The sequence below is a fragment of the Paracoccus ferrooxidans genome (genome assembly GCF_029909815.1).
Lineage (GTDB): Bacteria > Pseudomonadota > Alphaproteobacteria > Rhodobacterales > Rhodobacteraceae > Paracoccus > Paracoccus versutus.
In genome coordinates, this window is sequence record NZ_CP038201.1 from 272,098 (window position 1) to 297,072 (window position 24,975).

Here is a 24,975-nt window from a genome sequence, read left to right on the forward strand (position 1 = left end):
GGCAATGTTTCGTCACAAATTTGCCCAGGCGGGATGCCCGGAAATCCGCTAGAACGGCGGCATGTCAAGGTGGTGCCGATGAACCGTATCCTTATCGTCGATGACGACGCTGAAATCCGCACCCTGCTGCGCCGCTACCTGGAGGGGCAGGGGTTCCGCGTCTTGACCGCCGCCGACCGGCGCGAGTGCGAGGCGCGGGTGGCGGACGGCAGTCCCGACCTGATCGTGCTGGACGTGATGCTGCCCGACGGTTCGGGGCTGGACATCTGCCGCAGCCTGCACGAACACCGGCCCGAACTGCGCATCATCCTGTTGACGGCCCTGAAGGAGGACGTCGACCGCATCATCGGGCTGGAACTCGGGGCCGACGACTATCTGGGCAAGCCCTTCAACCCGCGCGAACTGGTCGCCCGCATCAAGGCCGTGCTGCGCCGGACGGCCGGACCGGACGAAGCCGCCGCCCCCGAGGCCCGGACCTACGGCTTTGCCGGTTTCGAGGTCGATCCCGGTCAGCGCCGGGTGCTGGCCGAGGATGGCAGCGAGGTCGAGTTGACCGGCGCCGAGTTCGACCTGCTGCGGGTCTTTCTGGAACGGCCGGGCCGGCTCTTGTCGCGCGACCAGTTGCTGGACCTGACCCAGGGCCGCGACCGCGATCCGCTGGACCGCTCGATCGACGTGCTGATGAGCCGGCTGCGCCGCAAGCTGGGCGAAAAGCACGACGCGACGATATTCCGCACCGTGCGCAACGGCGGCTATCAGCTTGCCGTGCCGGTGAGCAGCGTGGGCGAGGGCCGGGGATGAGTTCGCTGCGCACCCGCATCGCGGCCCTGCTGATCGCGGCCATCGTCAGCGTCGTGGTGCTGGCGAGCTATGCCGCGACGCAGGTGATGCAGCCGCCATCGCCGCAGGCCACGATGGAGCCGGTGGCGATGCAGATCCACCTGACCGTCGCCCTGCTGGGCCATGGCAGCGGCGCGACACCCCGGACAGAGCTGCGGCCCGAACCCGCGCCGGGCGAGATCGACATGCACGAGACCGGGTTCTTGCGCGAGGCGCTGCGCCGCACCGGCACGCCGCTCGACGTGGTGGTGACGCGGCAGGGCGAGCGCCAGCCGCTGGTCGCCTCGGTCCATGTGCTGCCGCAGGGATGGCTGGTGCTGCCGATCCCGGATATGTCGCCGCCGCCGGGGCGCTGGAAGGTGCTTGCGGTGTGGCTGGCCCTGATCGTGCTGGGCAGCGCCGCCATCTCGCTCCATGCCGCGCGCCGGCTGACGCGGCCGCTGCAACTGCTCGAGGACGCGGTGGATCGCGTCGGCCCGGACGGCGTTCTGGAGCAGATCCCCGAGACCGGCACGGGCGAGGTGCGGACCGCGGCGCGTGCACTGAACCGGCTTTCGGCGCAGTTGAGGCAGGCGATGGAAAGCCGGATGCGGCTGGTGGCGGCGGCGGGGCACGACCTGCGCACGCCGATGACCCGGATGCGGCTGCGCGCCGAGTTCATCGAGGACGAGGCCGAGCGGGCGAAATGGCTCCTGGATCTCGAAGAGCTGGACATGATCGCCGACAGCGCCATCCGCCTGGTGCGCGAGGAGGTCGGGGCGGACGGGGCCGAGCCCATCCGGCTGGACCCGCTGTTGCGCCAGATCGCCTCGGAGTTGTGCGCCCTGGAGCAGAAGGTCGAACTGGGCGAGCTGCCGCCGCTGACCGTCCATGCCGGCCCCATCGCGTTGAAGCGGGCGCTGCGCAACCTGATCGCCAATGCCGCGACCCATGGCGGCGGGGCGCGGGTGGCGCTTGGGCGCCAGGGCGACCATGCGGTGATCCGCATCGAGGACGACGGTCCGGGCGTGCCGCCCGAGCTGCTGGCGCAGATCTTCGAGCCCTTCTTCCGCGTCGACCAGGCCCGGCGCAAATCCTTTCCCGGCGCCGGGCTCGGGCTGGCCATCGCGCGCGAGATCATCGAGCGGCACGGCGGCAGTATCGCGATCAGCAACCGCGAGCCGCATGGGCTTTTGCAGATCTGCCGACTGCCATGCGCGGAAACCGTCGCGATTTGATGGAAGGTCTGCCGGAGAAATTTGGGATCATCCCGGATCTCTAAGTTTTCGCACGCCAAAAACACTGGATGGTTTGAAATGCCGGCGGGGATTTTGCGCAATCTTTCGCGGGCATATTCCATCCTGGCGATGCTATTAAGTCCAATATTCATGCCGGGGCTGAAAATTCGGCATGCCATTATGACGCAGAAGCATTTCGTAACAAAATAACGATGTTGGCGGGAGCGAAAGGCTGTTAAGTGTGAAGTGCCAGCCATTCGCCAGCCCAAACATATCTTTCTGGAGTGATAAGGGAAACTCACCGCGGTCATATCCGGCGGAGGATGCTCGGCTCTGGCGATCGTGGCGTATCTCCAGGATCAGGAAATAACCTCGGCTGCTGAAGGCAAAATCGTCCTGGACGCGATCACGCTGGTTGCGGATGGCCAGGAGAATGTCGAGGCAACGGGCGGGGCTGTCCTGACCAAGGAAGACATCGAGAAACTTCAGCCAGCCTGTTAACCAGGTTCCTTCGCTCCGATCAAAAACGGTTATCCTCCCGACTTCAAGAATGTCATCGACGTGGGTTTCCGCATCTTGCCCTTGTGCAGGGTGGACAGTTCGGGCGGGCCTGCGTGGATCAAGCGGCTACCTTTGTCTTATCCCCTTCCTCGCAATGCGCGTCGTCATTCCATGCAGGCAGGCATTGGCACCTGATGAACAGATCGTTTCATGCGCGCGCTGCGGAATGTCCTCCGAAACCGGAGCGGACGTCAGAGCAACCGCTGAAGAAGAACGGTTGCATAGGCCTGGGCGCGGCCGCCGATGGCCTGGCCGAATGGGACCGGGTAGCGGTCGGTCTTCGTGTTGCCGTCGCCGTTGATGATGCGCCGTGCGGCGGTGAAATCGAAATTCTCGCCGCTTCCGAAGGTAGCCAGCACCGGAAAGCCGCGGGTATAGCCAAGCCGGCCCATGCCGATCGCCATCAGCCGCGCGGCAGTTTCTTCCTCGGCTGCGAGGTCCGGGTTATCCTCCAGCGGCAGGTCGATCGCCTTGCCGAACCGGCGATAATTGTCGCGGAAGGTCAGCTGAACATAGCCGCGCCCCCGGAACCGCTTGCCATCGCCGGCGTGGATATTGCCGAACCGGCCCTGATACCGCTGCTGGTTGGCCGAGGGCGGATTGCCCCATTTCTCGATCATCTGGCGGCCGAAATTGGTTTCATGCTCGGCGGTCGCAAGCACATAGGCCAGGTGGCTCGGGTCGGTGATCCCCTCGGCCAGGCAGGCGGCGAGGATGATGGGCACCGCTCTTTGGGCCGCATCCTTGTTCAGGCGATGGGTCAGTTGCGAAACCGCCTGCGCGATTTCGGCAAGGGCTGCGGGATCCATGGGGCCGGTCGGCGCGGCGGGCCTGGCAGCCGGAACGACCGGCACCAGAACCTGAATGCCGGCGGCCAGCGTGCGCGCCGTTGATTCGTTGAACACCTGGCCATCGGGATCGCGGATCTGCCGCCACAACTCCGGGTCGCCGAGATGGTGGCGCGCGATGGCGCGAAGGGTATCGCCGCGCGCCACCGTGACCCGCTGAAAGCGGGTGCCGTCGAGCGTTGCAAACCCGCCGCCGGGATCACCCTTGAGCTGTCGGGTGCCGTCGGGTTCGATGCTGAGGCTGAGGTCCAGTTCCTCCACGAGATCATCGAGAAAGATCAGATCCATCCCTGCCTCGGTGCGAAGATCGACCCAGGCCGTGGCCTCGCCTGCGCGGATCAGCACTGCCGGGCCCGTCAGGGTCACGCTGGACAGGCCCTCGGGCGATTCGCTCTGCCAGCCGGTCGCTTCCAGAAGGGGGGCGAGCGGCACCCAATCCTCGCCATCCTCGGGGATGCCGCCGCCGACCACCTCGCGGCCGTTGATGAAGAGGGGGAACCGGCCTGGGGCTTCGTCGCCCCCGACCGGATCGGCGGCGGGAGAGGCGAGCGCTTGGGCGACCTCGGCGCGCAGCAGATCGCCGACCTCTCGCGGAGAAAGCTCCGGTCGCCAGGGCAGGACCAGCGGATCCCATTTGCCGTTCTGGGGGATTTTCAGGATCGACTGGACCTCGCCATGCGCCAGCACCGTTTCGCGGCTGACCGGAATGTCGTAGCGCTGGCAGATCTGGGCGGCGAGACGGGCGAGCACCGGAATCTGCGCCTCGCGTATCGGCGCGCGGCCAGCGCGAAAGGGTCGCTCCTGCGCCCCGGCCATGCCGCACAGCGCCAGACCGACAGAGCGAGTGTTGCATTGCCGCGTGTGGGCGGCATAGCGGCCATCCGCGGTGGAGTCATTGTCTGCGATGGTGCGGTTGCCGCGCCGAATGGTGCCGTCCTGTTCGATGCAGAAGTGATAGTGCTGCAGATCCTGGGTTGACGCCCTGGCATTGCCCGCCGTCCAATGCAGAATGATCCGCTTGGGCCGGGCGTTGGGCAGCTGATCCGCTGGAACAGCGCGAAGCCGCTCGGCAGGCCGCGGGCGCGGGTGCCGAGGCGGCCGCAGGCCCGGCTGGAGCTGGGCGCCAAGCCCGGCGGGTGACGCCATGGTGGAAAGGGTCGCACTTGCCGAAAGCTCTGGTCGCGCATCATCGGCCAGCCCGGCGATCAACTGGCGGGCCAGATCAGCCTCCAACGCGCCGGTTATCGGCAGGCGCATGCGGGCCTGCAGCGCCCGCACCGCCTGCGCGGTCTGCGGACCAAAGAGACCGTCCACCCCCTCGATCGGCAGAAGCGCAAGCTGGGCAAGACGGAGCTGCAGCAACAACACCATTGGCCCCCTCATCATCGGCGGGCCGAGATACTGAAGGATCGCGGTCTCCATCATGTGCATCCCCCGGCTTGGTTGCGCTGGGAAAGCCGGTTCGCCAGCGTGGTCGCGGCCGCCCGATTGTCGAGCCCTTCGGCCGGTCCAGCGGCGGCGGCCTGCTGGGCATGACCCTGCGCCTCCTGCAGGGCAGCGCAGGGGACAGGACTGGCGAAAGTGGCCTGCCAATCGACGGCGCTGGCGCGATAATAGCCCGCAGCGGGGTGATCCACCCCCGCGGCCAGCGCGGCCAGCCGCATATTGGCCTCATTGGCCTCTGCGCGGCTGGCCGTTTCCCGCACCAGCCTTTCGGCCTCCAGCCCGCGCAGGCTGGTGCCGGGCACCCCGGCATTGCGCAGGACGCCGAACCGGGCGGCCGCACATGCGGCATAGGGCGCGGCACCGACGCTGGCCAGCCGGTCCTGCGCCATGCGCAGGCATGCATCGCCGGTGATCTCATGGACGCGGGCGCAGCCTTCTTCCCTTATGCGACATTGCGGAACATGCGCAGCCGCCGCAGGCCGGTCCATCGCCTGCACTTTGGCAAGTTCCGCCATTTCTGGATCGACAACTCTGGCGATCTGGTCGCCGGGGTCGTCGCAGCCCGCCAGCACGACCAGCGCAGTCAGCGTGGCGGCAAGCAGATAGGGCAGTCTCATGGCATGGCCTCCTTTTCTGCGGCAGCCAGGGCCTCGCGGAGCAATTGCAGGTCGATTGCCGCGGTGGGGCTGTCGCGCATGGCGGCGGCCATCAGGAAAAGCTTTTCCAGTTCCGCCAGCGTTTCCGGCGTTTTCTGGAGCGTGTCGAGCGCAGCAAGCAGGCTGCCGCGGTCGGGCGCGCCGGACAGGACGAGCATCGGTTCCGGGATCTCCGCCGTCACCAGCCGGTCGAGTTCGACACGGCGCAGTTGCCTCATCCGGTCCCGGAAGCCGGCCACGGCAGCATCGAACTCTTCGCGCGTGCCGGCGAAGGCGCGGCCGAAGCTGTCGAAGAAGCTGTCGTGATCAAGGTCGGCCGCAGCCTGGCCGAGACGGTTGAGCGCAGCCATGTCGTCCGACCCCGGTTGAAGGGCGGCCAGGGCATCCGGCATGTCGTCGAGGGCGGATTGGACCGCTGCCGCGTCGATCGGATCGACCGGGAGGAGATCGGGCAGGTAGGGGGCGTTCAGCACCCGCGCTTTCCAGCGGCGATAGGCGACGGCGCCGTGCTGGCCGGTCAACGTCACCACCATCAGCGCAAGGCTGCCCGGCGAGATGCCGAGAGGGGCGAGCGGCCCCGCAAGCTTTCCCAGGCTGGCGGCAAGGATGCCCTTCAGCGGCCCTTTGGCCAGGGCGAGACCGCCAAGCTTCGCCGCCTCTACCGCCAGCTCCCCGCGGTCGTCGATGTTGCGGACGCGGGCGATCCCCTTTTCCAGCCGGTCCAGCGCATCACGCAGCTTCGCGCCTTCGCCAGAGGGCAGGATTTCCAGCGCGCGGCGCAGGAAGGCAGCGGTCGCCGCGGCTTTCTGCACCGTAATCGTGACAGGATCGGAGGCGTTCCCGGCAGCGGCCTGTTCCGTGCCCGAGGACCGCGCGAGGAATTCGCGGGTGGCGGCGGCGCGGGCGGCAGGATCGCCCGCCGCCTCCATTTGGGCCGCAAAGGTCACCGCCTCCACCGTCTGGGCGGCTTGCCGACGCTGGATGGCCGCCTGTTCGCGCGCCTCGGCTTCCCGCGTGATCCGCTCGACGAGGCTGCGGGGATCTTCCTTGAACACACTTTCGACGGCACCCACCAGCTTGTTCAGGATGTGGTAGATCAATTCGCCCGCAAATCCGCCCAGCAATGCCAGGACAACCCGGCCGAAAAGGCGCGCATCGCCGGTCAGGCCGAAAAGCACCTGCGAAAGCAGGAATCCCGACATCATGCCCAGCCCGATGCGAATGGCATAGCTCGATCCCCGCCGGGGATCATAGGTGCCTTCGCAGACATAGCGGTTGGCATCGTAGAGCGTGGCGAAACAGGCGCCGATCGCGCTGAGCGAGACGTAGAACAGCGTAAGGCAGAACAGGGCGAAGTGGTTCATGTTTCCGCCCGCGGTTCCGCCCGTATTCTCGGCAGACGCCATATCCGCTTCAACTTCGGTGTTGAACAGCGGGATACCGTTGCCAACCTGCTCGGCTGTCAGCGGTCCAAAGATCAATACGGCGAAAAAGACGAAGAAGCACAGGATGGTGAACAGGATCACCTTGCGAACCGCCGAGACGGGGGCAAGAAAATGCAACAGATCCCAGAACGGAATTTTGCGCCGGGTCGCGTCCCAATGCAGCAGTTCAACCGACTGTGGTAGCGCAGGGCGGATCACTTCGGCCAGGGCGGCATGCAGGGCGACCAGATCCTTGATCGGAATATCCTGGCGTTTCGAGATTCCCAGGTCGAGGATCGTTATTCGCTCAAGAATGGCCGGAGCGCAGGAAATCCCCCGACCGGCCATCAGCGCGATCATCGCCTCGCATTCCCGATAGAGGCGCGCATGAAGATCGACGTTATCTATGGGTTCTTGATAGATATCATCCACAGCGAATCCCGCCTTCAAGCGCGCTCGCACTGTATCGGATTACAATGCACAGAGCGGGAGCAATTTTAACCGCAGAGAACTCATCAGCTGCCACAAGACGATTTTGATCTGCACATTGTGCAGATCACCGAATGCTATCAAGGAGGCGTCACGTCAATATCGTTCCGGCGAACGGCGATTTTCGCGGATGCCGGATTAATAAAAGCCCAACAGGGTGCAGGACTGCCGGTCGACAGTCGATTCGAATTCTGGATAGGGTCTCGGTCAGTTTTCTCCATTTTGAGCGTTTTGGCAATATCAATATCTGCCGCACTCTCAGGCCGGAGAGGAAATTTAGCGGGCAGACCCTCTTGCCGCTGAGCATGTCCAGCCTGGCGTTCAGGCCGCCTTTTGTGCGCATGATCGCCTGCGGAAGGCCTCGTTCGCGGGGCTTGAGGCCGCTGAGGGTTTTTAGTGTGCGGACGGGTCGAGCAGGGTCATATCGGCGCCCTGACCAGGACGTTCGTCGGATGCGGTGCGAGCTTGCCATGGCCCTTGGGACGGTCCTGAGGGGTGGCCCGCGCATGACCCATCGCTTCGCACCCACCGCACACCTGCCGCCGGCGGCAGCTTCAACCGTGCCGCCGCCGCGCCTGGACCTTCATTGAGGTAGCGCGGAAACCGAACCCAAAATGCCGATGGTGCGGTGCTGACATGATCCATCTTCCCAAAGGAATGGAATCACAGGGCCGCTTGCCAGGAAGCCCCCTGATCCAGGCTTCTGGCACATCGGTTCAATTCGATGTCATTTTCAGGCAATGCACCATGGATTATCGGCCGAACCTCCTGGAGGTATCGAAGCCTATTAAGCCGGACCAAGACGGACGCCCATCCTTGAACAGCAGGGCGAGGTCGGTTTCATCAAGCATCTGGCCCGCGATTCTCTTTCCAACGTCACGATAAGCCTCGAACTGCTCCATCGAGAAAAACTGGTCCGTCGTGCTCTCATAGGGAAATTCGGGGTGTCCACCCCGATAGCTGCGTGTCGAGATCGATAAGCCTGGAATGAGGGCGGATTTGAGATAGATGAGCAGCCCTTCTTCTGGCCCCAGCTTCTCTTCTGGAGCCTTGCCATATTTGGAATGCGAGGCCGCAGGAACTTTCCTGATGCGTTTTTCCAGCTGGCCCTGGCTGGCGTAGCGGATCGTTCCTAGGAAGTAGCCGCGGCGGGCAAACTCGACCTCCTTGGGATATTCGTTCTCGTGCTTCCGTGCCACGATATGCTGTGGTCCAGAGGGCTGAAATTCTCCGCCACCCTTGTCGAAGATCTTCATGTTGAACTCTATCTCCGCGGCAAAATCCTCGCGAATAAGCCGGATGGCCGCGGTAAAATTGTTATAGGCAGTGGTGGGGTCCGACTCGCCATCGCAAACGATAATCAATGCGCAGCGCCGACGCACCAGCTCATAGAGTCCCAGGTTCTCGAAATGCCCGCCGTCGCTGAGTTCAACGAACACCGGGTTTTTCGTTTTGGAGTTTAATACCCGACGCAGCAGGTTGGTCGTGACGGGGAAAAGGTGGTTGCCATATGGGTTCAACCATTGACGCCACTTCGCTATTTTTCGCCATCGGAACCAATAGCCGAGACGCATGCTGAGAAGCGTCATCGCAGTTGCTACGACGATATTGGTTGTAGGACCGGCACCCGCGAAACCACCACCTGGATTTGCAGCCGCACCGGAGATTGCCATGGCCGTCGGCAGCGACAGATTCCCGCCGAGCGCTTCTTGAGTGGGTTGCCAGCTCGTCACTGTCGAGCCGCAATAGAGTGGCGAAAGGATGAAGGAATCGCCGCCGCGCCGCCGGTCTGTCGTGTCTTCTGCCCAGGGCGTCATCACTGTCGTGCAGATCAGCGGATAGGGTCCGTTGAGCCTGCGCGGCTCATATGGCATAACGATATTGCCCTCGTCTTCGCCAGACTTAACCTTTTGGGGAAGGTTTGCGATTTCTCTCATCTTGTAGCGATCGGCCGAACCCGCCGCGCCGACTTTGCGGAGGTCGATGCTTGCCTTGTCCGGCATATAGGCTTCCATCAACCGATCGCGATAAAAGCGACCCAATGATATATCGTTGATATTGACAATGAAACAGAGTGCGGCAGCGGTGATCACGGCAACCATATAGAGAACATGGCGCAGCTCGAGCGGATTGGTATTGTCCAAGAGCGCCTTATGGATCTCGAGCAGGTCCAGCGCGGCCAGATATGCGGCTATGCCTGCGCCATAGACAAGGATCGCAGAGCCAGCGACAATGACCACGGCGGCTTTCTGTCCCAATACACCCTTCAGCCGCGCCTGGTAGAAACCGAAAAGCGCCGACATGGTGGCTATGAGATAGATAGCGAAAGGCAGAAGGCCCAGGTGGCCGCCCTCTTCAACGCCTTTTGGGCCGCCACCGATCTCGCCGACTAAAAAGGGGAGGAGAGGAGGAATGAAGGGAATGATGCCGACCAGAAGGAATCCCACAGCGAGAATGAGCAGCCCCCCAGAAAGAGCCTCGACCATGCGCCGTCGTCCGTATTCCGGGGCGGGCGGGCCATTCGGCGACCGGCCGCCTCCACGGAGGCGGGAGGGAATATATGCTCCGACCAACCAGAGACCAACCAGTGCAAAAGCCGTCAAGATAACGACTGGGGCGGGTTTTACGAACCAGGGCATGGACCGGAGCATGGGCCATGGCTCGGCTCCCCAAAGCACAAGGGCTACGAAGGGCAGGCAGAGCAGAACGAGACCCGTGGAGAATCGCCAGAGATTTTCCTCCTCCGTCTTTCCCGCCTCGTTCGGCCGGAAGCTCGAGATGGAAGCCATGACCATCAGAACAACGATTACGCCAAAAAGGAAAAGTGATAGCGTAAGAAATAGCCAGAAAACGATATTTTCGTGCCTGCATATATAGTCCGAATATTGTTCAAGCCAGGATCCTGTCATGCGAGGGCACGACAGGTAGCTATGCCAGCCCTTATACCAGGAGTTATCCTTGGGAATGACCCACATGGAAAATTTCATGAGAGCTGCAACGACAACGCCGGCAAGCAGCGTCCAGATGAACAGGTTGAACAGGATTGATCTGGCAACGACGTAGAAGCCGGTTGCAAAACCCCGGAAGCCTTCCGGCGCAAGATAGTTCGCATTGTTGTGCAAGAAGTTCAGTGCGCGACCACCATCGTCGTCCTCCTCGGACTCCTTGAATGGAAAGTCTCCATCTGGATCCCCCGCTTCGGATGGATTTTCATCGCGGTTTTGCGCGTAATGCAGCGCCATCGCTGATGCGATATATCCGCCGCCCGACACCGCCGACATATAGTCGAGATGCTTGATGAGTTTCGCCTTTGCCAAAGCCTGAAGAACCCCCAAAGCAAAGGTCGCGGAGCGAATGCCGCCGCCCGAAAGGCAGATGCCTGTCCGGTAGCCTTTCCGGTCCTCTTTCCCGGCTCTACCATAGGCGCCGTCAATGATCTCTTCCTCACTCTTGAAGAGATCGTTCCATTTGTCCTGCTTATTCTGTTCTTCTTGCCGAAAGGTGGAGGTCGTGCCGGATGTGTGTGGCATCGGATGCACCTAGACGGGAAATAATGGTAAAATTCTACCATTTTCACAGTTGCAAGTCACTCATTTGTTTATTCGATAAAATACTCTCAATTCATGCAATGGTATAGTTTCGTCCTTTGGTTGATCGACCTCTTCTGGTGGGTCGATCTTGATATGATGGGATGGCCCTCCGGCAGCATTGATGTGCCAGGGTAGGGGTTGAAGAACACCGTGGGAGGAGAATGCCTTTCAGGCGCAAGGCTGCCAATACTGTTGATCGGTCGTTCCGCCCGCTGACGATGCGGGGCAAGGTGTGGAATTCTTCTCAATGCAGCCAAGCTGCGTCGTTGCGTTGGAAGCACGTGGTGGCGCTTACCATTCAGCTCGGGCGGGCGTAGGACCACGATGTCCGGCCCATTTCTTCAGCTTATGCCCTTTGTGAAACGGCAAAAGAATGACGCGGCTGGGTTCGATCTTCGACGAGGTCGTGGAACCAGACATGGTTGGGCTGCTCGGCGCGCAGGCGGATACATCAGCCGTCACCCGTCATTGAGCCAGAGCCGGTCTCGCTTTGGTTGTCTGTCCGCCTTACCCCGTCCTTGCCGCGCGACCTGCTTGTCATTGACCACCCGGCCCGATCGGCTGAGCCGAAGTTCGGCGATCTGGCGATAGCCGTGGCGGCCATGGCGGAGGGCCCCCGCAACCACCGCTGTCATAACTCGCTAATCATCCAAGTATAATCGATCGCTCGGGCTGCAAAAGGGTGGCCTTTCTTATCTTGAAGCATGCAAAATATCGGCCGTTCGCCTGCCAGATCAGCTCATATGGCGGCGGATTGTATGGCGAGCGGATACCCTTTTTTGCAGAACGGCCATAGGCGGTTCGGTCCAGATGCCGCAGCAATGGCAATCGGGCAGTTCGGGCGCACCGGCCACGAACACATGTCCAGCCGGTTGGTTCAGCGCTGCATCGACAGTATCGCTGGCGGTTCAGTATTCTCGACTGCGATGCCGGGAGGCCCGCTGCCGAAACCGGTCGCAGCCCAGTCCAGCCCGACAAGCCGCAGGAGGTTATCGATGAACCCCGTCGTTCGTCGGATCTCCACGCCAAAGAGCACCTGTATTGAGAGGCGCGTGGGCGAAAGGGTGACGGCGGTCGTGGTCCCGACTGGCTGCTCCGCCCTGACCGGGACGGATATGCTGGCCCTGCTGGAAGGGCGGCTGGCGAAGTTCAAGCAGCGCAAGCGCGTGCTGTTCGTGAACGAGTTACCGCGCAACGCCATGGGCAAGGTGCAGAAGAACCTGCAGCGCGACCGCTTCGCCGGGCTTTGCGACCAGGGTCCGGTCGCGCAGGCGGGCAGGAAATGGGGCAGGGCGGCGATGGCCGCCCTGCCTGTCGCGGGTCAGGCTCGGGCGACGCCGCCGTAGACCAGCCGGCCCTTGTGGAAGGTGGCGCTGCGGGCCGAGCGCCGGGCCACCGCCTCGGCCGAGCAACTGGCCTCGGCCAGCGCGAATTCCGCCGCATCGCCGGGTTTCGGCCAGGCGCGGTCGCCCGCATCGTCCAGCGGCAGCACGTCGCCGGTGGCGATGGCCATGGCGCGGGTCAGGGCGAACTCGTCGCGCCCGCCGTAAAGCTGTGCGCAGAGATTGGCCTTTTCCAGCATGTCGCCGGTGCCGAAGGGCGACCAGTGGTCGATCACGCTGTCGGTGCCGGTCATCAGCGTCACGCCCTTTTCGCGCAGGCGCGGCAGGGGCATGGTCAGCGCCCCGATGGGCACGGTCGAGATCACCGTGACGCCCTGCGCCGCCATGCGCTCGGCCAGCGCGTCCAGTTCGGCCTCGGGCAGCGTTCCCAGCGCGAAGGCGTGGCTCAGGTTCAGCCGGCCCTTGAGTTGCGGCGTGCGCTCGACCGTCTCGACCATGTAGTTGATCGCGGCGGTGCCGGAGGGGCCGGTTTCGTGCAGGTGGATGTCCACCGCCTTGTCATGGTCCAGCGCGATCTGGAACATCGCGTCCAGAGACTGTTCCATCGCGCCGTCCACGTTGGTCGGGTCCAGCCCGCCGACGAATTGCACGCCCATGGCCATCGCCTCGCGCATCAGCCCGTCCACCTTGGAATGCAACAGGCCGTGCTGCGGGAAGGCCACGATTTCGCATTCAAAGCGGTCGCGGTGCTTTTCCAGCGCAAGTTGCAGATGCTCCAGGCTTTTCAGCCCGCTGACCGGGTCGATGTTGCAATGGCTGCGCGCCACGGTCGTGCCTTGCGACAGCAGCAGATCGATCAGCGCCTCGGCCCGCTGCTGCGAGGTGGGCAACAGCTTCGGCAGCAGGATTTCCTCGCGTGCGATCATGTCCATGATCGTCTTGCCCTGCCGGGGCAGCGGCGCCTGCCACGGCCCGCCATAAAAGGTCTTGTCCAGGTGGATATGCATGTCGCGAAAGGCCGGCAGCGCCAGCTTGCCCCCGGCCGAATAGCGCGGGACGTCCGGCGTCAGCGCGGCGCCTTCCTCCAGGATCGCCTGGATGCTGCCGTCGCGGATTTCCAGCGTATGCAGCGCGGTGCGGGTGGCGGTGATGTATTCGCCCTCGCGCTCGAAGCCGCTTTCAAGCCGGACCTCGGTCAGGTAGTAATGCGTCTCGGCGATCTCGCCGGTCAGTGCCAGTTCCTCGGCGGCTCCTGCGGCGCTGGCGGCTCCCATGCCCATCACGGCCGATGCGGTCATCAGCCCCCCGGTGCCGCACAGGAAGGCGCGGCGGCTGTGGCGGTGCTCGGTGTGCAAATGCGTTTCCTCCCGAATGTCGTTTGTCCTGCGTTCTGGATAAGCGTGACCGGGATCATCTGGAAATTAAATGTCTAGATGATAAACATCGTGAAATCGAATGGAGTCCGGGATGCTCGATCCGCGCCTGCTGCGCGCCTTTGTCGCCATCGTCGATAGCGGCAGCTTCACCCGCGCCGCGGAACGGCTGCACATGACGCAATCCACCATCAGCCAGCAACTGGCCCGGCTGGAGGATGCCGCGGGCCATGCCCTGATCGACCGTGCCGCGCGCCCGGTGCTGCCGACCCCGCAGGGCGAGCGGCTTCTGGGCTATGCCCGGCGCATCCTGGCCCTGCAGCAAGAGGCGGCGGCGGCGCTTGGCGATCCCAGCGGCACCAGTTCGATCCGGCTGGGCCTGCCCGAGGACATCTTCAACCCCGAGATGTGCGGGATCTTTCGCGACTTCACCCGGCAGTTCCCGCAGATCCGGCTGGACGTGACCGTCGGCCTCAGCCGCGAGTTGATGCGCCGCTATCGCGCGGCCGAACTGGACATCGTCGTGGTCAAGGAGCCCGCTCCCGACAGCGATTGCCGGGCGCATTTTACCGAGGCGATGGCCTGGTTCGAAAGCGCCCTCCTGCCGCCCGACTGGCAAGGCCCGGTGCCGCTGGTGGTGTTCCCGCCCGGCGGGCTTTACCGCGACGCCATGTTCGCGCGGATCGAGCGTGAGCAGCGGCGCTGGTATGTCGCCTTTTCCGGCAGCAGTCTGCCCAGCGTCATCCTGGGCGTCGAGGGCGGGCTGGGCATCACGCTTCTGCCGGTCGCGGCGGTCTCGGGCGCGCGGCTGCGGCGCTGCGACAGTTTCGGCGGCGAGCCGACCATGGTGGTGTCGATCTATTCCTGGGAAAGCGCCGGTTCCATCGGCCGGCTGATCGGCGAGATGACCGGCCTGCTGTCCGAGCGGCATCGCCGCAGCCTGGCGGCAGCCGGCAGGTGATCGCCGGTCACCCGGCGCGCCCCGCATCCGCCAGTCCCAGCCAGTGCATCCGGCGATAGATGGTGCTGCGGTTCACCCCCACCTGCCGCGCCACCGCCGGAATATTGCCGCCACATACCCCGATCAGCCGGCGCAGCGCGGCACGCTCCGCGGCATTCGGGGTGCTGTCATGACGCGATTAGATGTTGTTTCGTCCGTGTTTCTTTAAACTGGTCACAGCAAACGAACGGGTGCCAAGCTGACCTGCTTTCCGAATCGGTCAAGTTTGTTTTCGGGGCGCTGAATCCTCGACGACGAGTGGCACGCAGATCCCTTGCGCCCGCGTCAGCGGTAGCCGATATTCATGACATAATCGTGCAGCAGGTTTTCCTCCTCCCGGACTTCCTGCAGCAGCGTCTGAAGAACATCGCGCGCATTCAGCACGCCGAGCGGGTGGCGGTTTGCATCGATGACCGGAATGTTCTTGAAGCCGCGGGTCTTCATGATGTCCCAGACATCCTGCAGCCAACCGTCCGGGGTCACGGTGGTGACGTCGCGCGTCATCGCCTCGATGACGGGTGCGGTGCAGCTGGCGCCGGCACAGCGACCTGTCTGGCGGACCACGTCGGTCTTGGTCAGGACACCCGCCAGTCGGCCGGCAGCATCGCAGACCAGCAGCATGTCGCAGCCCTCGCCAAGCCGCCTTGCCGCCTGCAGAAGCGCCGCGTTCACATCGATCGATTGCAGGTGCCGGCGCGCGGTAGGCAGATATTTCTGGATAAGCACGTGAACTCCTTCCTATGGCATCAGCGCGACGCGCAGCACCGAGGCGATGCCGAACACGGCACCTGCAAAGCAGGCCAGCTGGATCGCCGCCACGGCGACGAACCGCGCGCCGGAATGAATGTAGTCCTCGGCCAGAACCGGGAGCCCCAGCGCCGCATGATGAAAGCCGGCCATCAACAGCAGGATCATGCGCCCGGAATTGAGCGGCGCCGCCAACCAGGCCACCAGCTTCGCGTGATCCGCGGCCGCGCCGCCGGCCAACGCCAGGGCGGACCACAGGACCAGCGGCACCAGACCCGCGGCCGAGACTCGCTGTGCCCACCAATGAGCGGTGCCATGCCCCGCTGCTCCAAGGCCGCGTGCCCGTGCGAATGGCGGGATAGGGCGGATCGTCATGCCAGCCACCATGTCCACAACGCCAGCGTCAGGATCAGGCTTGTCCCCACCACCGTCCATCCGCCGGCATAGATCGCGCGCAATTCGAAGCCCCGGCCACTGTCCCAGACCAGATGCCGGACGCCGTTGCAAAGATGGTAAAACAGCGCCAGCGTTACAAGAAAAAGCGCAATACGGCCAGGCACGGACAGCAGCAGCGCCTGCGCGCTTCCGAACGCGTCCTGGCCCGAGGCGCCGGCCATCAGCCAGCCTGCGAGGCCGAAGGCGCCGAGGCTCAGCGCCACGCCCGAAAGCCGGTGCCCGAACGACAGGACGGAGGTCAGCTGTGGCCGGTAGTTCTGCATGTTGGGTGATTTTGGACGGCGGTGAGACATGGCGCTTCCTTCGTGTCAGCCTTGCCGCTCGATCATTTTCTTCTTGATCTCGGCGATGGCGCGGCCGGGGTTCAGCCCGCGAGGACAGGTGCGGGTGCAGTTCAGGATCGTGTGGCAACGATAGAGGCGGAACGGATCCTCGAGGGCGTCGAGCCGCTCGCCGCGTCCCTCGTCGCGGCTGTCGGCCAGCCAGCGCCACGCCTGAAGAAGCGTGGCGGGACCTAGAAAGCGGTCACCGTTCCACCAGTGGCTGGGGCAGCCCGAGGTGCAGCAGAAGCACAGGATGCACTCGTAATAGCCGTCAAGTGCTGCACGCTCCCTGGGCGATTGCAGCCGCTTGCGCTCCGGCGCCGGCGTCTCGGCGTGCAGCCAGGGCTCGATCATCTCGTATTGGGCGAACAGATGGCTCTGGTCGGGCACCAGATCCTTGATCACCGGCAGGTTGGCCAGCGGAAAGATCATCGCGGGTTGGGCCAGATCAGCCATGGCGCGGGTGCAAGCGGTCCAATTCGTGCCATCGATCGTCATGGCGCATGACCCGCATACGCCCTCGCGACACGAATGCCGGAAGGTCAGCGTCGGGTCGATCCTGCTTTTTATCCAGATCAGCGCGTCGAGCAGCATCGGCCCGCAATCGTCCAGATCGACGCGGAACGTATCCAGCCGCGGGCCGGCCATGCCGTCGGGATCGAAGCGATAGATGCGGAGCGTTGCGATCCGCGTGGCGCCCTCCGGCGCAGGCCAGGATTTACCCTCGGCGATGCGCGAATGCACCGCCACACCCAGGTTGCGCGGGACCGGAAAGCGCCGTGGCCACTTCAGACGCGGCACCTCGTCCGAGCGATCGACGATCATGGCCCCTCTCCTTGTGGGCGGGATGCCGGGGGCTGTGCGTCGATGGTGATGGCGATGGGATCGCTGGCGGGGAAGGTTCCTTGCAGCGCCAGGTCGAGAAGCGTCTCGACATGCGCCGCCTGTCCCGGATCCCGGTCCCTCGCCGGCAAGGGGGTCCCGTGATCCCCGCCGGCCTCCGCGCCTGGGCTTCCGGGGCCGGGCGATCGGGCGAAATCCATCGCGCCGCAGCTCAGGATCCTGCCGCTTGCGTCCGCCGTGATCCGTATGCGGCGGCTGGACGAGAAGAAGAGCAGCCGCACCGTGCCGGCATCCTTGCCCGCGCCGCGCTCGAACCGGCTGGTGATCGTGCCGTCGCGCATGCCCTGCCGCAGATCGTCGGCGCTGATCCCGAATGCCCTGGCCAGGACGGCCGCGTCGATCCGGGCGCCGTCTTGCTGCAATTCGATCCCAGGCATCGCCCCCTCTCTTTCCCGGCCTCACTCGGCCGCCACCACGCGCCCTCCCGGACCCGCTCCGGGCCAGGCGCAATCCTCGAGCGTCGTGCGGTCCAACTCGGCCATGAACGCCTCGCGCGCGGCGGAAAGCTGCGGCCGCAGGCGGCAGCGCGGCCGCAGGACGCATGCGCCGCCGTCGGCGCGGAAACATTCCACGATGGCGAACTTGCGCTCCAGATGGCGCACCACCTGCCCCAGCGTGATCTCATGCGCCGGGCGCATCAGCCGCAGCCCGCCGGACCTGCCGCGCTCGGACCGCACGAAGCCGCCAAGCCCCAGGTCGCTGACCACCTTGGCCAGGTGATGCTGCGAGATGGCGAATTCCCTGGCGATCTGCCCGGTCGAGATCGGTTTTTCCGGCGCGCCCGCCAGGCGCATCAGCACCCGCAATCCGTAGTCGGTAAAGGTCGCAAGACGCATCGGCTCTCCTAATTGGTATTGACAATACCGATTATGTGGGAGGATATTCGGCATTGCAAGTACCGAATATGGGCTTCGCGCATCCTCCTGCCCCGCGGCGCCCGACTCACCGTCAGACACCCCCCGCTCATGGAGACCGCCATGCCCCAGACCACATTCCCATTGCACGACCGGACGGTCGGCGAGATCGCCGCGCGGCTTCCCGGCGCGTCCGGCGTGTTCCGCCGCTTCGGCATCGATTTCTGCTGCCACGGAGAGGTGCCGCTGGCAGAGGCAGCCAATCGGCGCCAGCTGGACCTTGGCGCGCTCGAGGCGGTCCTGGGCAACCTCGACCCCCTGGCGATCCCCGATGCGCCACGGGAGACCGGGGCGCTGATCGACCATATCCAGACCCGCTATCACCAGGCGCATCGCCGGCAGATCCCCGAACTGATCGCGCTTTCGCGCAAGGTCGAGGCGGTCCATGCCGGCCACCCGGACGTGCCCAAGGGGCTAGCCGACGTGCTGCAGCAGATATGGGGCGAACTGGAGGTGCACATGAAGAAGGAAGAGTTGATCCTTTTCCCGGCCATGCGCCGGCAGGCGGCGGACCGGATCGCCGTCCCCATCGCCGAGATGCGGCACGATCACGACGATCACGGCGCCTTCCTGGCAGAGATGGCGCGGCTGACGCAGGACCATACCGTGCCCGAGGGCGCTTGCCGGACCTGGCAGGCGCTTTACGCCGGGACCGCGCAGCTGCGGGCCGAGCTGATGGAGCATATCCATCTGGAAAACAACGTGCTGTTCCCGCGCTTCGAAAAGGCCGCATGAGGCCCGCTGCCCGCCTGCGGTTTCATGCGGCGCCGCCCGCCGCCGGCGCTGCATCCGACGCCCCCAAGCCCGCCCTGTGACCCATTCAAGGAGGAGGTTCCATGGTCCGACCCAGTTGCATCCTTGCCGCATCGCTGGCGCTGCTGCCGCCTGCCGGCCTTGCCCAGAGCGGCCAGCCCGCCACGGCCACGGCGGCGGAAGAGACATGGCTGCCGAGCTTGCAGACCCGGACGCCGCAGCAGGGCTTCGATCTGGCCATCGGCATGGCGCGGCGGGCGGTTAGGACGACCCAGCCCGATGTCGCGGTGCTGAAGGCCGGGCGTCCGGGCTATGCGGCCGATGCGGGCAGGCTGATCGACGTCTCGGGCGTGGCGGCGGCTTGGTTCGCGACCATCGCCGCAGCGAACGACTATTGGCGCGAATGAACCTGAACGGAGGACGATCATGGCCGACATCTCCCTGCCCAAGGCCAGCGCCGCGCTAGCGGCAAGGCGGCACACGCTGGCGCCAGCCATCGACGATGCCTTTTTGGCGCTGTCGAAGGCGGTCTTCGCCGACGGCGCGCTGGACAAGCGCACCAAGCAGCTGATCGCGGTCGCCGTGGCCCATGTCACGCAATGCCCCTGGTGCATCGAGGGCCATGTCAAGGGCGCCCGCCGCGAGGGCGCCAGCCCCGAGCAGATCATGGAGGCGATCTGGGTCGCGGCCGAGATGCGCGCCGGGGCCGCCTATGCCCATGCCAACAAGGCGCTTGCGGTGCTGGACCAGATCGATGGCGCGTGAAGCCTGCCCACGCTCTGCTGCCGTCCCTTGCGGAACATGGCTAGGGGTCGAGGCCTGTAGGAAGGGCGCGGCGGCAGTCCGGCGGATCACCGCGAGGCTGGATGCCACCCTTCGCCTTGCCGATAGCCGCAGGGCCGGCCAGGTCGGCTTGCCGCCGCGCCCGACCATCCGCGTATCCGCAAACCGGAGCCTGCACAGATAAAGGACAGGACCATGTCAGCCCAGATCAGCGACAGCATCGAAGAGAGGCGGGGCTTCTTCACCCGCTGGTTCATGTCGACGAACCACAAGGACATCGGCATCCTTTACCTGTTCACCGCCGGGACGGCCGGGCTGATCGCCGTCACCTTCACCGTCTACATGCGCATGGAGTTGCAGCATCCCGGCGTGCAATACATGTGCCTGGAGGGGATGCGGCTGGTCGCCGACGCCTCGGCGGAATGCACGCCGAACGGCCATCTGTGGAATGTCGTCGTGACCTATCACGGCATCCTGATGATGTTCTTCGTGGTGATCCCGGCCCTGTTTGGCGGTTTCGGCAACTATTTCATGCCGCTGCACATCGGCGCCCCGGACATGGCTTTTCCGCGGCTGAACAACCTCAGCTATTGGCTCTATGTCTGCGGGGTCTCGCTTGCCATCGCCTCGCTGCTGTCGCCGGGCGGCAACGACCAGCCCGGCGCGGGCGTGGGCTGGGTGCTCTACCCGCCGCTCTCCACAACCGAGGCCGGCTATGCGATGGACCTGGCGATCTTTGCCGTCCACGTCTCGGGCGCAAGCTCGATCCTGGGTGCGATCAACATCATCACCACCTTCCTCAACATGCGTGCGCCGGGCATGACGCTGTTCAAGGTGCCGCTGTTTGCCTGGGCGGTCTTCATCACCGCCTGGATGATCCTGCTGTCGCTGCCGGTGCTGGCCGGGGGTATCACCATGCTGCTGATGGACCGTAATTTTGCTACCCACTTCTTCAACCCGGCCGGCGGCGGCGATCCGGTGCTGTATCAGCACATCCTGTGGTTCTTTGGCCATCCCGAGGTCTACATGCTGATCCTGCCCGGTTTCGGCATCATCAGTCACGTCATCTCGACCTTCGCCAGGAAGCCGATCTTCGGTTATCTGCCGATGGTTCTGGCCATGGCCGCCATCGCCTTTCTCGGCTTCATCGTCTGGGCGCATCACATGTACACGGCCGGCATGTCACTGACCCAGCAGACCTATTTCCAGATGGCGACCATGACCATCGCGGTGCCCACCGGCATCAAGGTCTTCTCGTGGATCGCGACCATGTGGGGCGGCTCGATCGAGTTCAAGACGCCGATGCTCTGGGCCTTCGGCTTCCTGTTCCTGTTCACCGTCGGCGGCGTCACCGGGGTCGTCATCGCCCAGGCGCCCTTGGACCGCGTTTATCACGACACCTACTATATCGTGGCGCATTTCCACTATGTGATGAGCCTTGGCGCCGTCTTCGCGATCTTTGCAGGCACCTATTACTGGATCGGCAAGATGTCGGGCCGGCAATACCCGGAATGGGCGGGCCAGCTGCATTTCTGGATGATGTTCATCGGCTCGAACCTGATCTTCTTCCCGCAGCACTTCCTGGGCCGCCAGGGCATGCCGCGGCGTTACATCGACTATCCGGTCGAGTTCGCCTATTGGAACAATATCTCGTCGATCGGCGCCTATATCTCCTTCGCGTCCTTCCTGTTCTTCATCGGCATCGTGTTCTACACGCTCTTCGCCGGCAAGCGCGTGAACGTGCCGAACTACTGGAACGAGCATGCCGACACGCTGGAATGGACCCTGCCCTCGCCGCCGCCTGAGCACACCTTCGAGCAGCTGCCCAAGCGCGAGGACTGGGATCGCGCACACGCGCATCGGTAGCGGAGGCAGACCTTCGGAAACAACCGATCGTATCCAACAGCACCCGACTCGAGCGGATGTCGGAACAGCCGATGCTGACGCATATCAGCCAAAGGCATCATACCGTGCGAGGCGGATAGGCACTGAAAGCTGCATTGCAAGCGGTGCCGCAGAGGAGGGGTAGGAGATAGACCGGACGATTCCCAAGTGGTGTCGGCGCGCCAAGGTAGCGGGTGCTGGAGCACCGGCACGGAAGAGAATGTCAATGGGAGCGGCAGTATCTGATACGCCCCACAACTCCCAGAATAACAACTTGGCAATCACGTCACGCGGCATCTTGACGCGATTCGATATGTTTACACAAGCATATCGTGATGGTACCTCACGATTGTCGGTGGCGTGGAACCACGCGATCCAGATATCACGGGGGACCAGGGTGCCATGCGTCGCGCAGTTTCGAATGGTGGGATAGCGATTTCTTTTTTCTGCCTGGCCACAGCAGGTCATGCGCAGACGCTGCCCGGACAGGACGCCATCGTTCTTGATCAGGTCGTCATCCAGGGGGGCGACGACAGCGGCAAGAGCGGGGTGCGCGCGAAAACCGCGACGATCGGTCCGCTTGGCCGGCGCGAGATCAAGGACACGCCCTATTCGGTCAGCGTCATCGACAAGACGCTGATTGAAAACCAGCAGGCGACGACCTTGCCCGATCTGTTGAAATACATGCCCTCGACGCAGATGGAGGCGCGCGGCGGCGGCGATGTCGGGCGCCCGCAATCGCGTGGCATGCAGGGCACGCCGGTTTTCAACAATCGCCTCGATGGTATGAACATCGTCGCCACCACTGCGCAGCCCATCGAGATGTATGAAAGGGTCGAGGTCGTCCACGGCCTCGCCGGCGCCTATTTCGGCCCGGCGAGCCCCGGCGGACTTTTCAACTTCACCCGCAAACGGCCCACGCAAGATCCCTATAATCGCATCAACACCGGCTTTACCGGCAAGGGAACCTGGCTGGCGCATGGCGATTTCGGCGGCCATGCGGCAGACGGCATGCTCGGCTATCGCATCAACGTGCTGAGCGAAGAGGGAGAGGGCTATGTGAAGGGCAGCGATCTGGATCGCTCGCTGATCAGCGGCGCCTTCGACATCAACCTGACCGACCAGACGACGATAGAACTGAACGCCAGCCGCTACCGTTTCGACAAGTTCGGCTTTCCCGGCAGCTTCAGCTACGACAACAGCGTGACCCTGCCCGATGCGCCGGATCCGACCAAGGTCGGCTACGGTCAGAAATTCGCCGGCTACGGGCTGGAGGACACGCTGGTCGGCGGCCTCGTCAAGCATCGGTTCAACGAGGACTGGTCCTTGACCGCCGGGATGCAGCATCAAAGGGTCAGCCGCTGGTTCGTATCTGTCTCGAACGCGCTTCTGGACGACGACGGCAATTACAGCAACAGCATCGATGCCGGGGTCAGCGGCCAGTTCCGGGTCACCAGCAATATCGCCGTCCTCAACGGCACGCTGTTCACCGGCGGGGTCAAACACGACGTCCATCTGGGCACGACCGGCGTGAACTGGGAAAACTACAGCCCTCGCAGTGGCAATCCGAGCGTGCACGGCTATCTTGGCGATGCCAGCATTGACAATCCGGTCCAATGGGACGCCCCCACGGGTCTGGTGCGCAACGGGCCGCGCTACAGATCCTTCAGCAACAGATCGCAAAGCCTGGTGTTGGGTGACAGCATCACCTTCAACGGGCAGTGGTCGGCCATCCTGTCGGGCAGCTACACTTGGTTCGACGTCAAGAACTATGACGAAACCGGCACGGTCACGCAGAAATACAGCGAGCGGGGTTTCAGCCCCAGCGTGGTGCTGAGCTACAAGCCCGCCGAAAACATCACCACCTATGTCGCCTATGCCGACACGCTGCAAAGCGGCGGTACCGCGCCGACCACGGCCGCGAACGCCGGACAGGTGCTCGCGCCCGAGCGCAGCAAGCAGGTCGAGGCTGGGGTCAAGGCCGACCTAGGCGGCCTGGATGCTTCGGTGGCGGTGTTCCGTATCGAGCGACCCTTTGCTTTCACCGGCGAGGACAATGTCTATCGCATCCAGGGCGACCAGGTGAACAAGGGGATCGAACTGGAACTGCGCGGCCAACTGCTGGAAAACCTCAATATCCATGGCGGTGTCACCCTGCTTGATCCCAAGCTGAGGAATACCGGCAACCCGCTGACCAGCGATACCGATGTGGTGGGCGCGCCCAAGGTGCAGGCCAACCTGTTCATGGAATATTTCTTCAAGAGCCTGCCCGAGCTTTCGGCCAGCGCCAATCTGCACTTCACAGGCAAGCGTGCGGGCAACAACATCAACAGCTTCAAGGTCGACAGCTATGCCACCCTGGATCTTGGGCTGCGCTACGAACGCCAGATGACCAAGGATACCACCGCGGTCTTCAACCTCGCGATCAACAACGTCTTCGATGAACATTACTGGGCATCGATCTTTCCCGGCAGCATCGATGGCGCGACGCGGGGCGCGAACAGCGCCTTTCTGGGTGCGCCCCGCGAGGTCAGGCTCTCGGCCAGCTTCAAGTTCTGAAGGATCGGCCCATGGGTAATCTGATTGATTGGGACCTTCTGGACCGTCTGCTGACGCCCCCGGTCTTCGCCCAGTCGCCGATGTGGGATGCTTTCGCGGATCGCTACAACGGCTATGTCGCGATGCAGTCCGAATATACCGGATTGCAGATCGACATGATGAACATCGGGGCAGACGAAACCGTGCTGGATGTAGGCGCCGGGCCGGGCAGGATTGCCATTCCGGCCGCCGCCCGCGCCCGGTCGGTGACCGCGCTCGATGTCTCCCGGCCGATGCTGGATCATCTGGAACGCAACGCAAGCCAGGCGGGGCGTGACAATATCCGCAGGCTCGACCTTGCATGGCAGGATGTCGAGCCGGACGGTAATGTCGAGGTGCATGACATCGTGGTCGCCGCGCGTTCGCCCGCGATGAACGACCTGCGCAAGATCGATGCGCTGGCGCGCAAGCGTGCCTATGTGACGCTGTTTTCGGGGCCCAGCCTCAAATGCTTTCACGACAGCCTGGTGGCGGGAATCGAGCCTGCCCCGCCGTCAGCGGCGGCTAGGCCTTCGCCGATGCCGGGATATGCGCTGGTCTTCAACCGCCTTGTGGCGATGGGGCTTGAGGTGAACGTCGGTTTTGTTCCCGACGGCTTTTCCCAAGTTTTCCCGGACTGGGATGCGGTTCTTGACGGGTTTTCCTGGCTGGGCATCGGCAAAACCGATGAGCCGCGATTCCGCGACAACATCGCCCCCTATCTGAGCCAGACCCAGGACGGGCTGGCGCTGCGCATGGAAACGCGAACCTGCATCCTGTGGTGGGACAAGGTCCATCCGGCGGGTTTCGGGACGTGATCGGGTGACGGCACGTTCCCCTACGCTGAC

21 protein-coding genes and 2 pseudogenes are annotated in these 24,975 nt (G+C 63.9%); 10 read left to right on the forward strand and 13 right to left on the reverse strand.

All coding sequences use genetic code 11. The annotated features are described in order from the left end of the window. Window positions 1-78: 78 nt before the first annotated feature. Both E3U26_RS14335 and E3U26_RS14340 read left to right on the forward strand, forming a co-directional pair. Window positions 79-801 carry a response regulator transcription factor family protein gene (locus tag E3U26_RS14335; protein ID WP_499106272.1) on the forward strand — a complete coding sequence of 241 codons (723 nt, stop codon included), beginning with the start codon at window positions 79-81 and terminating at the stop codon, window positions 799-801. Beyond that, complete coding sequence (locus E3U26_RS14340) at window positions 798-2,057, forward strand: two-component system sensor histidine kinase family protein (protein ID WP_499106273.1); 1,260 nt, start codon at window positions 798-800, stop codon at window positions 2,055-2,057. Before E3U26_RS14335 ends, E3U26_RS14340 begins: the two co-directional genes overlap by 4 nt. A gap of 752 nt (window positions 2,058-2,809) precedes the next feature. Here E3U26_RS14340 and E3U26_RS14345 read toward each other — a convergent pair. The 5 genes and pseudogenes from E3U26_RS14345 to E3U26_RS14365 form a co-directional block, all read right to left on the reverse strand. After that, window positions 2,810-4,891 carry an N-acetylmuramoyl-L-alanine amidase gene (locus E3U26_RS14345; RefSeq protein WP_499106274.1) on the reverse strand — a complete coding sequence of 694 codons (2,082 nt, stop codon included), beginning with the start codon at window positions 4,889-4,891 and terminating at the stop codon, window positions 2,810-2,812. After that, window positions 4,888-5,529, reverse strand: a complete 642-nt coding sequence (locus E3U26_RS14350; protein WP_499106275.1) for a hypothetical protein — start codon at window positions 5,527-5,529, stop codon at window positions 4,888-4,890. Before E3U26_RS14350 ends, E3U26_RS14345 begins: the two co-directional genes overlap by 4 nt. Continuing rightward, entirely contained in the window at window positions 5,526-7,424 is a 1,899-nt protein-coding gene (locus E3U26_RS14355; protein ID WP_499106276.1) for a hypothetical protein, read from the reverse strand. Before E3U26_RS14355 ends, E3U26_RS14350 begins: the two co-directional genes overlap by 4 nt. Window positions 7,425-8,233: 809 nt before the next feature. Further along, window positions 8,234-11,011: a patatin-like phospholipase family protein gene (locus E3U26_RS14360; RefSeq protein WP_499106277.1), complete on the reverse strand. Its 2,778-nt coding sequence runs from the start codon at window positions 11,009-11,011 to the stop codon at window positions 8,234-8,236. A gap of 1,000 nt (window positions 11,012-12,011) precedes the next feature. Further along, window positions 12,012-12,125, reverse strand: a pseudogene (locus E3U26_RS14365) (IS5/IS1182 family transposase); the annotation flags it as partial. A gap of 1 nt (window position 12,126) precedes the next feature. On the opposite strand from E3U26_RS14365, the pseudogene E3U26_RS14370 reads away from it, so the two are divergent. Then, window positions 12,127-12,417 (forward strand): annotated as a pseudogene (locus E3U26_RS14370) (hypothetical protein); the annotation flags it as partial. Here E3U26_RS14370 and E3U26_RS14375 read toward each other — a convergent pair. Next, complete coding sequence (locus E3U26_RS14375; RefSeq protein WP_499106278.1) at window positions 12,393-13,769, reverse strand: amidohydrolase family protein; 1,377 nt, start codon at window positions 13,767-13,769, stop codon at window positions 12,393-12,395. The pseudogene E3U26_RS14370 and the gene E3U26_RS14375 sit on opposite strands and share 25 nt — an antisense overlap. A gap of 112 nt (window positions 13,770-13,881) precedes the next feature. Here E3U26_RS14375 and E3U26_RS14380 point away from each other — a divergent pair, with 112 nt between their 5' ends. Beyond that, window positions 13,882-14,748, forward strand: a complete 867-nt coding sequence (locus E3U26_RS14380) for a LysR family transcriptional regulator (RefSeq protein ID WP_499106279.1) — start codon at window positions 13,882-13,884, stop codon at window positions 14,746-14,748. A gap of 7 nt (window positions 14,749-14,755) precedes the next feature. On the opposite strand, the gene E3U26_RS14385 is transcribed toward E3U26_RS14380, so the two are convergent. From E3U26_RS14385 to E3U26_RS14415, 7 genes are all read right to left on the reverse strand, one after another. Beyond that, window positions 14,756-14,884 (reverse strand): helix-turn-helix domain-containing protein, encoded by a 129-nt coding sequence (locus tag E3U26_RS14385; RefSeq protein ID WP_499106350.1) that lies wholly within the window; start codon window positions 14,882-14,884, stop codon window positions 14,756-14,758. A gap of 188 nt (window positions 14,885-15,072) precedes the next feature. After that, window positions 15,073-15,513 (reverse strand): CBS domain-containing protein, encoded by a 441-nt coding sequence (locus E3U26_RS14390; protein WP_499106280.1) that lies wholly within the window; start codon window positions 15,511-15,513, stop codon window positions 15,073-15,075. Window positions 15,514-15,525: 12 nt separating this feature from the next. Beyond that, entirely contained in the window at window positions 15,526-15,969 is a 444-nt protein-coding gene (gene sdhD / locus E3U26_RS14395; RefSeq protein ID WP_499106281.1) for a succinate dehydrogenase, hydrophobic membrane anchor protein, read from the reverse strand. After that, window positions 15,906-16,253: a succinate dehydrogenase, cytochrome b556 subunit gene (sdhC, locus tag E3U26_RS14400; protein WP_499106282.1), complete on the reverse strand. Its 348-nt coding sequence runs from the start codon at window positions 16,251-16,253 to the stop codon at window positions 15,906-15,908. Before sdhC ends, sdhD begins: the two co-directional genes overlap by 64 nt. A 45-nt stretch (window positions 16,254-16,298) precedes the next feature. Then, a complete protein-coding gene (locus E3U26_RS14405) occupies window positions 16,299-17,138 on the reverse strand; it encodes a succinate dehydrogenase iron-sulfur subunit (protein WP_499106283.1) in 840 nt (279 codons plus the stop codon). Then, window positions 17,135-17,593, reverse strand: coding sequence for a DUF6522 family protein (locus E3U26_RS14410; RefSeq protein WP_499106284.1), 459 nt, complete (start codon window positions 17,591-17,593; stop codon window positions 17,135-17,137). The genes E3U26_RS14405 and E3U26_RS14410 overlap by 4 nt, the downstream gene beginning before the upstream one ends. A gap of 21 nt (window positions 17,594-17,614) precedes the next feature. Beyond that, the gene (locus E3U26_RS14415; RefSeq protein ID WP_036761398.1) at window positions 17,615-18,052 is read right to left on the reverse strand and encodes an RrF2 family transcriptional regulator; all 438 of its coding nucleotides are present in this window, start codon (window positions 18,050-18,052) and stop codon (window positions 17,615-17,617) included. Window positions 18,053-18,193: 141 nt separating this feature from the next. Between E3U26_RS14415 and ric the strand changes: the two genes are divergently transcribed. The 6 genes from ric to E3U26_RS14445 all read left to right on the forward strand — a co-directional run bounded on the left by ric (window position 18,194) and on the right by E3U26_RS14445 (window position 24,945). Then, the gene (gene ric / locus E3U26_RS14420; RefSeq protein WP_499106285.1) at window positions 18,194-18,865 is read left to right on the forward strand and encodes an iron-sulfur cluster repair di-iron protein; all 672 of its coding nucleotides are present in this window, start codon (window positions 18,194-18,196) and stop codon (window positions 18,863-18,865) included. Between the two features lie 101 nt (window positions 18,866-18,966). Next, window positions 18,967-19,290 carry a hexameric tyrosine-coordinated heme protein gene (locus tag E3U26_RS14425; protein ID WP_499106286.1) on the forward strand — a complete coding sequence of 108 codons (324 nt, stop codon included), beginning with the start codon at window positions 18,967-18,969 and terminating at the stop codon, window positions 19,288-19,290. 19 nt (window positions 19,291-19,309) lie between these two features. Continuing rightward, on the forward strand, window positions 19,310-19,648 hold the full coding sequence (locus tag E3U26_RS14430) for a carboxymuconolactone decarboxylase family protein (RefSeq protein WP_499106287.1): 339 nt from the start codon (window positions 19,310-19,312) through the stop codon (window positions 19,646-19,648). A 213-nt stretch (window positions 19,649-19,861) separates the two neighbouring features. After that, a complete protein-coding gene (locus E3U26_RS14435) occupies window positions 19,862-21,532 on the forward strand; it encodes a cytochrome c oxidase subunit I (RefSeq protein ID WP_499106288.1) in 1,671 nt (556 codons plus the stop codon). Window positions 21,533-21,910: 378 nt separating this feature from the next. Beyond that, a complete protein-coding gene (locus tag E3U26_RS14440) occupies window positions 21,911-24,109 on the forward strand; it encodes a TonB-dependent siderophore receptor (protein WP_499106289.1) in 2,199 nt (732 codons plus the stop codon). 11 nt (window positions 24,110-24,120) lie between these two features. Then, the gene (locus E3U26_RS14445; protein WP_499106290.1) at window positions 24,121-24,945 is read left to right on the forward strand and encodes a class I SAM-dependent methyltransferase; all 825 of its coding nucleotides are present in this window, start codon (window positions 24,121-24,123) and stop codon (window positions 24,943-24,945) included. The last annotated feature ends 30 nt before the right edge of the window (window positions 24,946-24,975 follow it).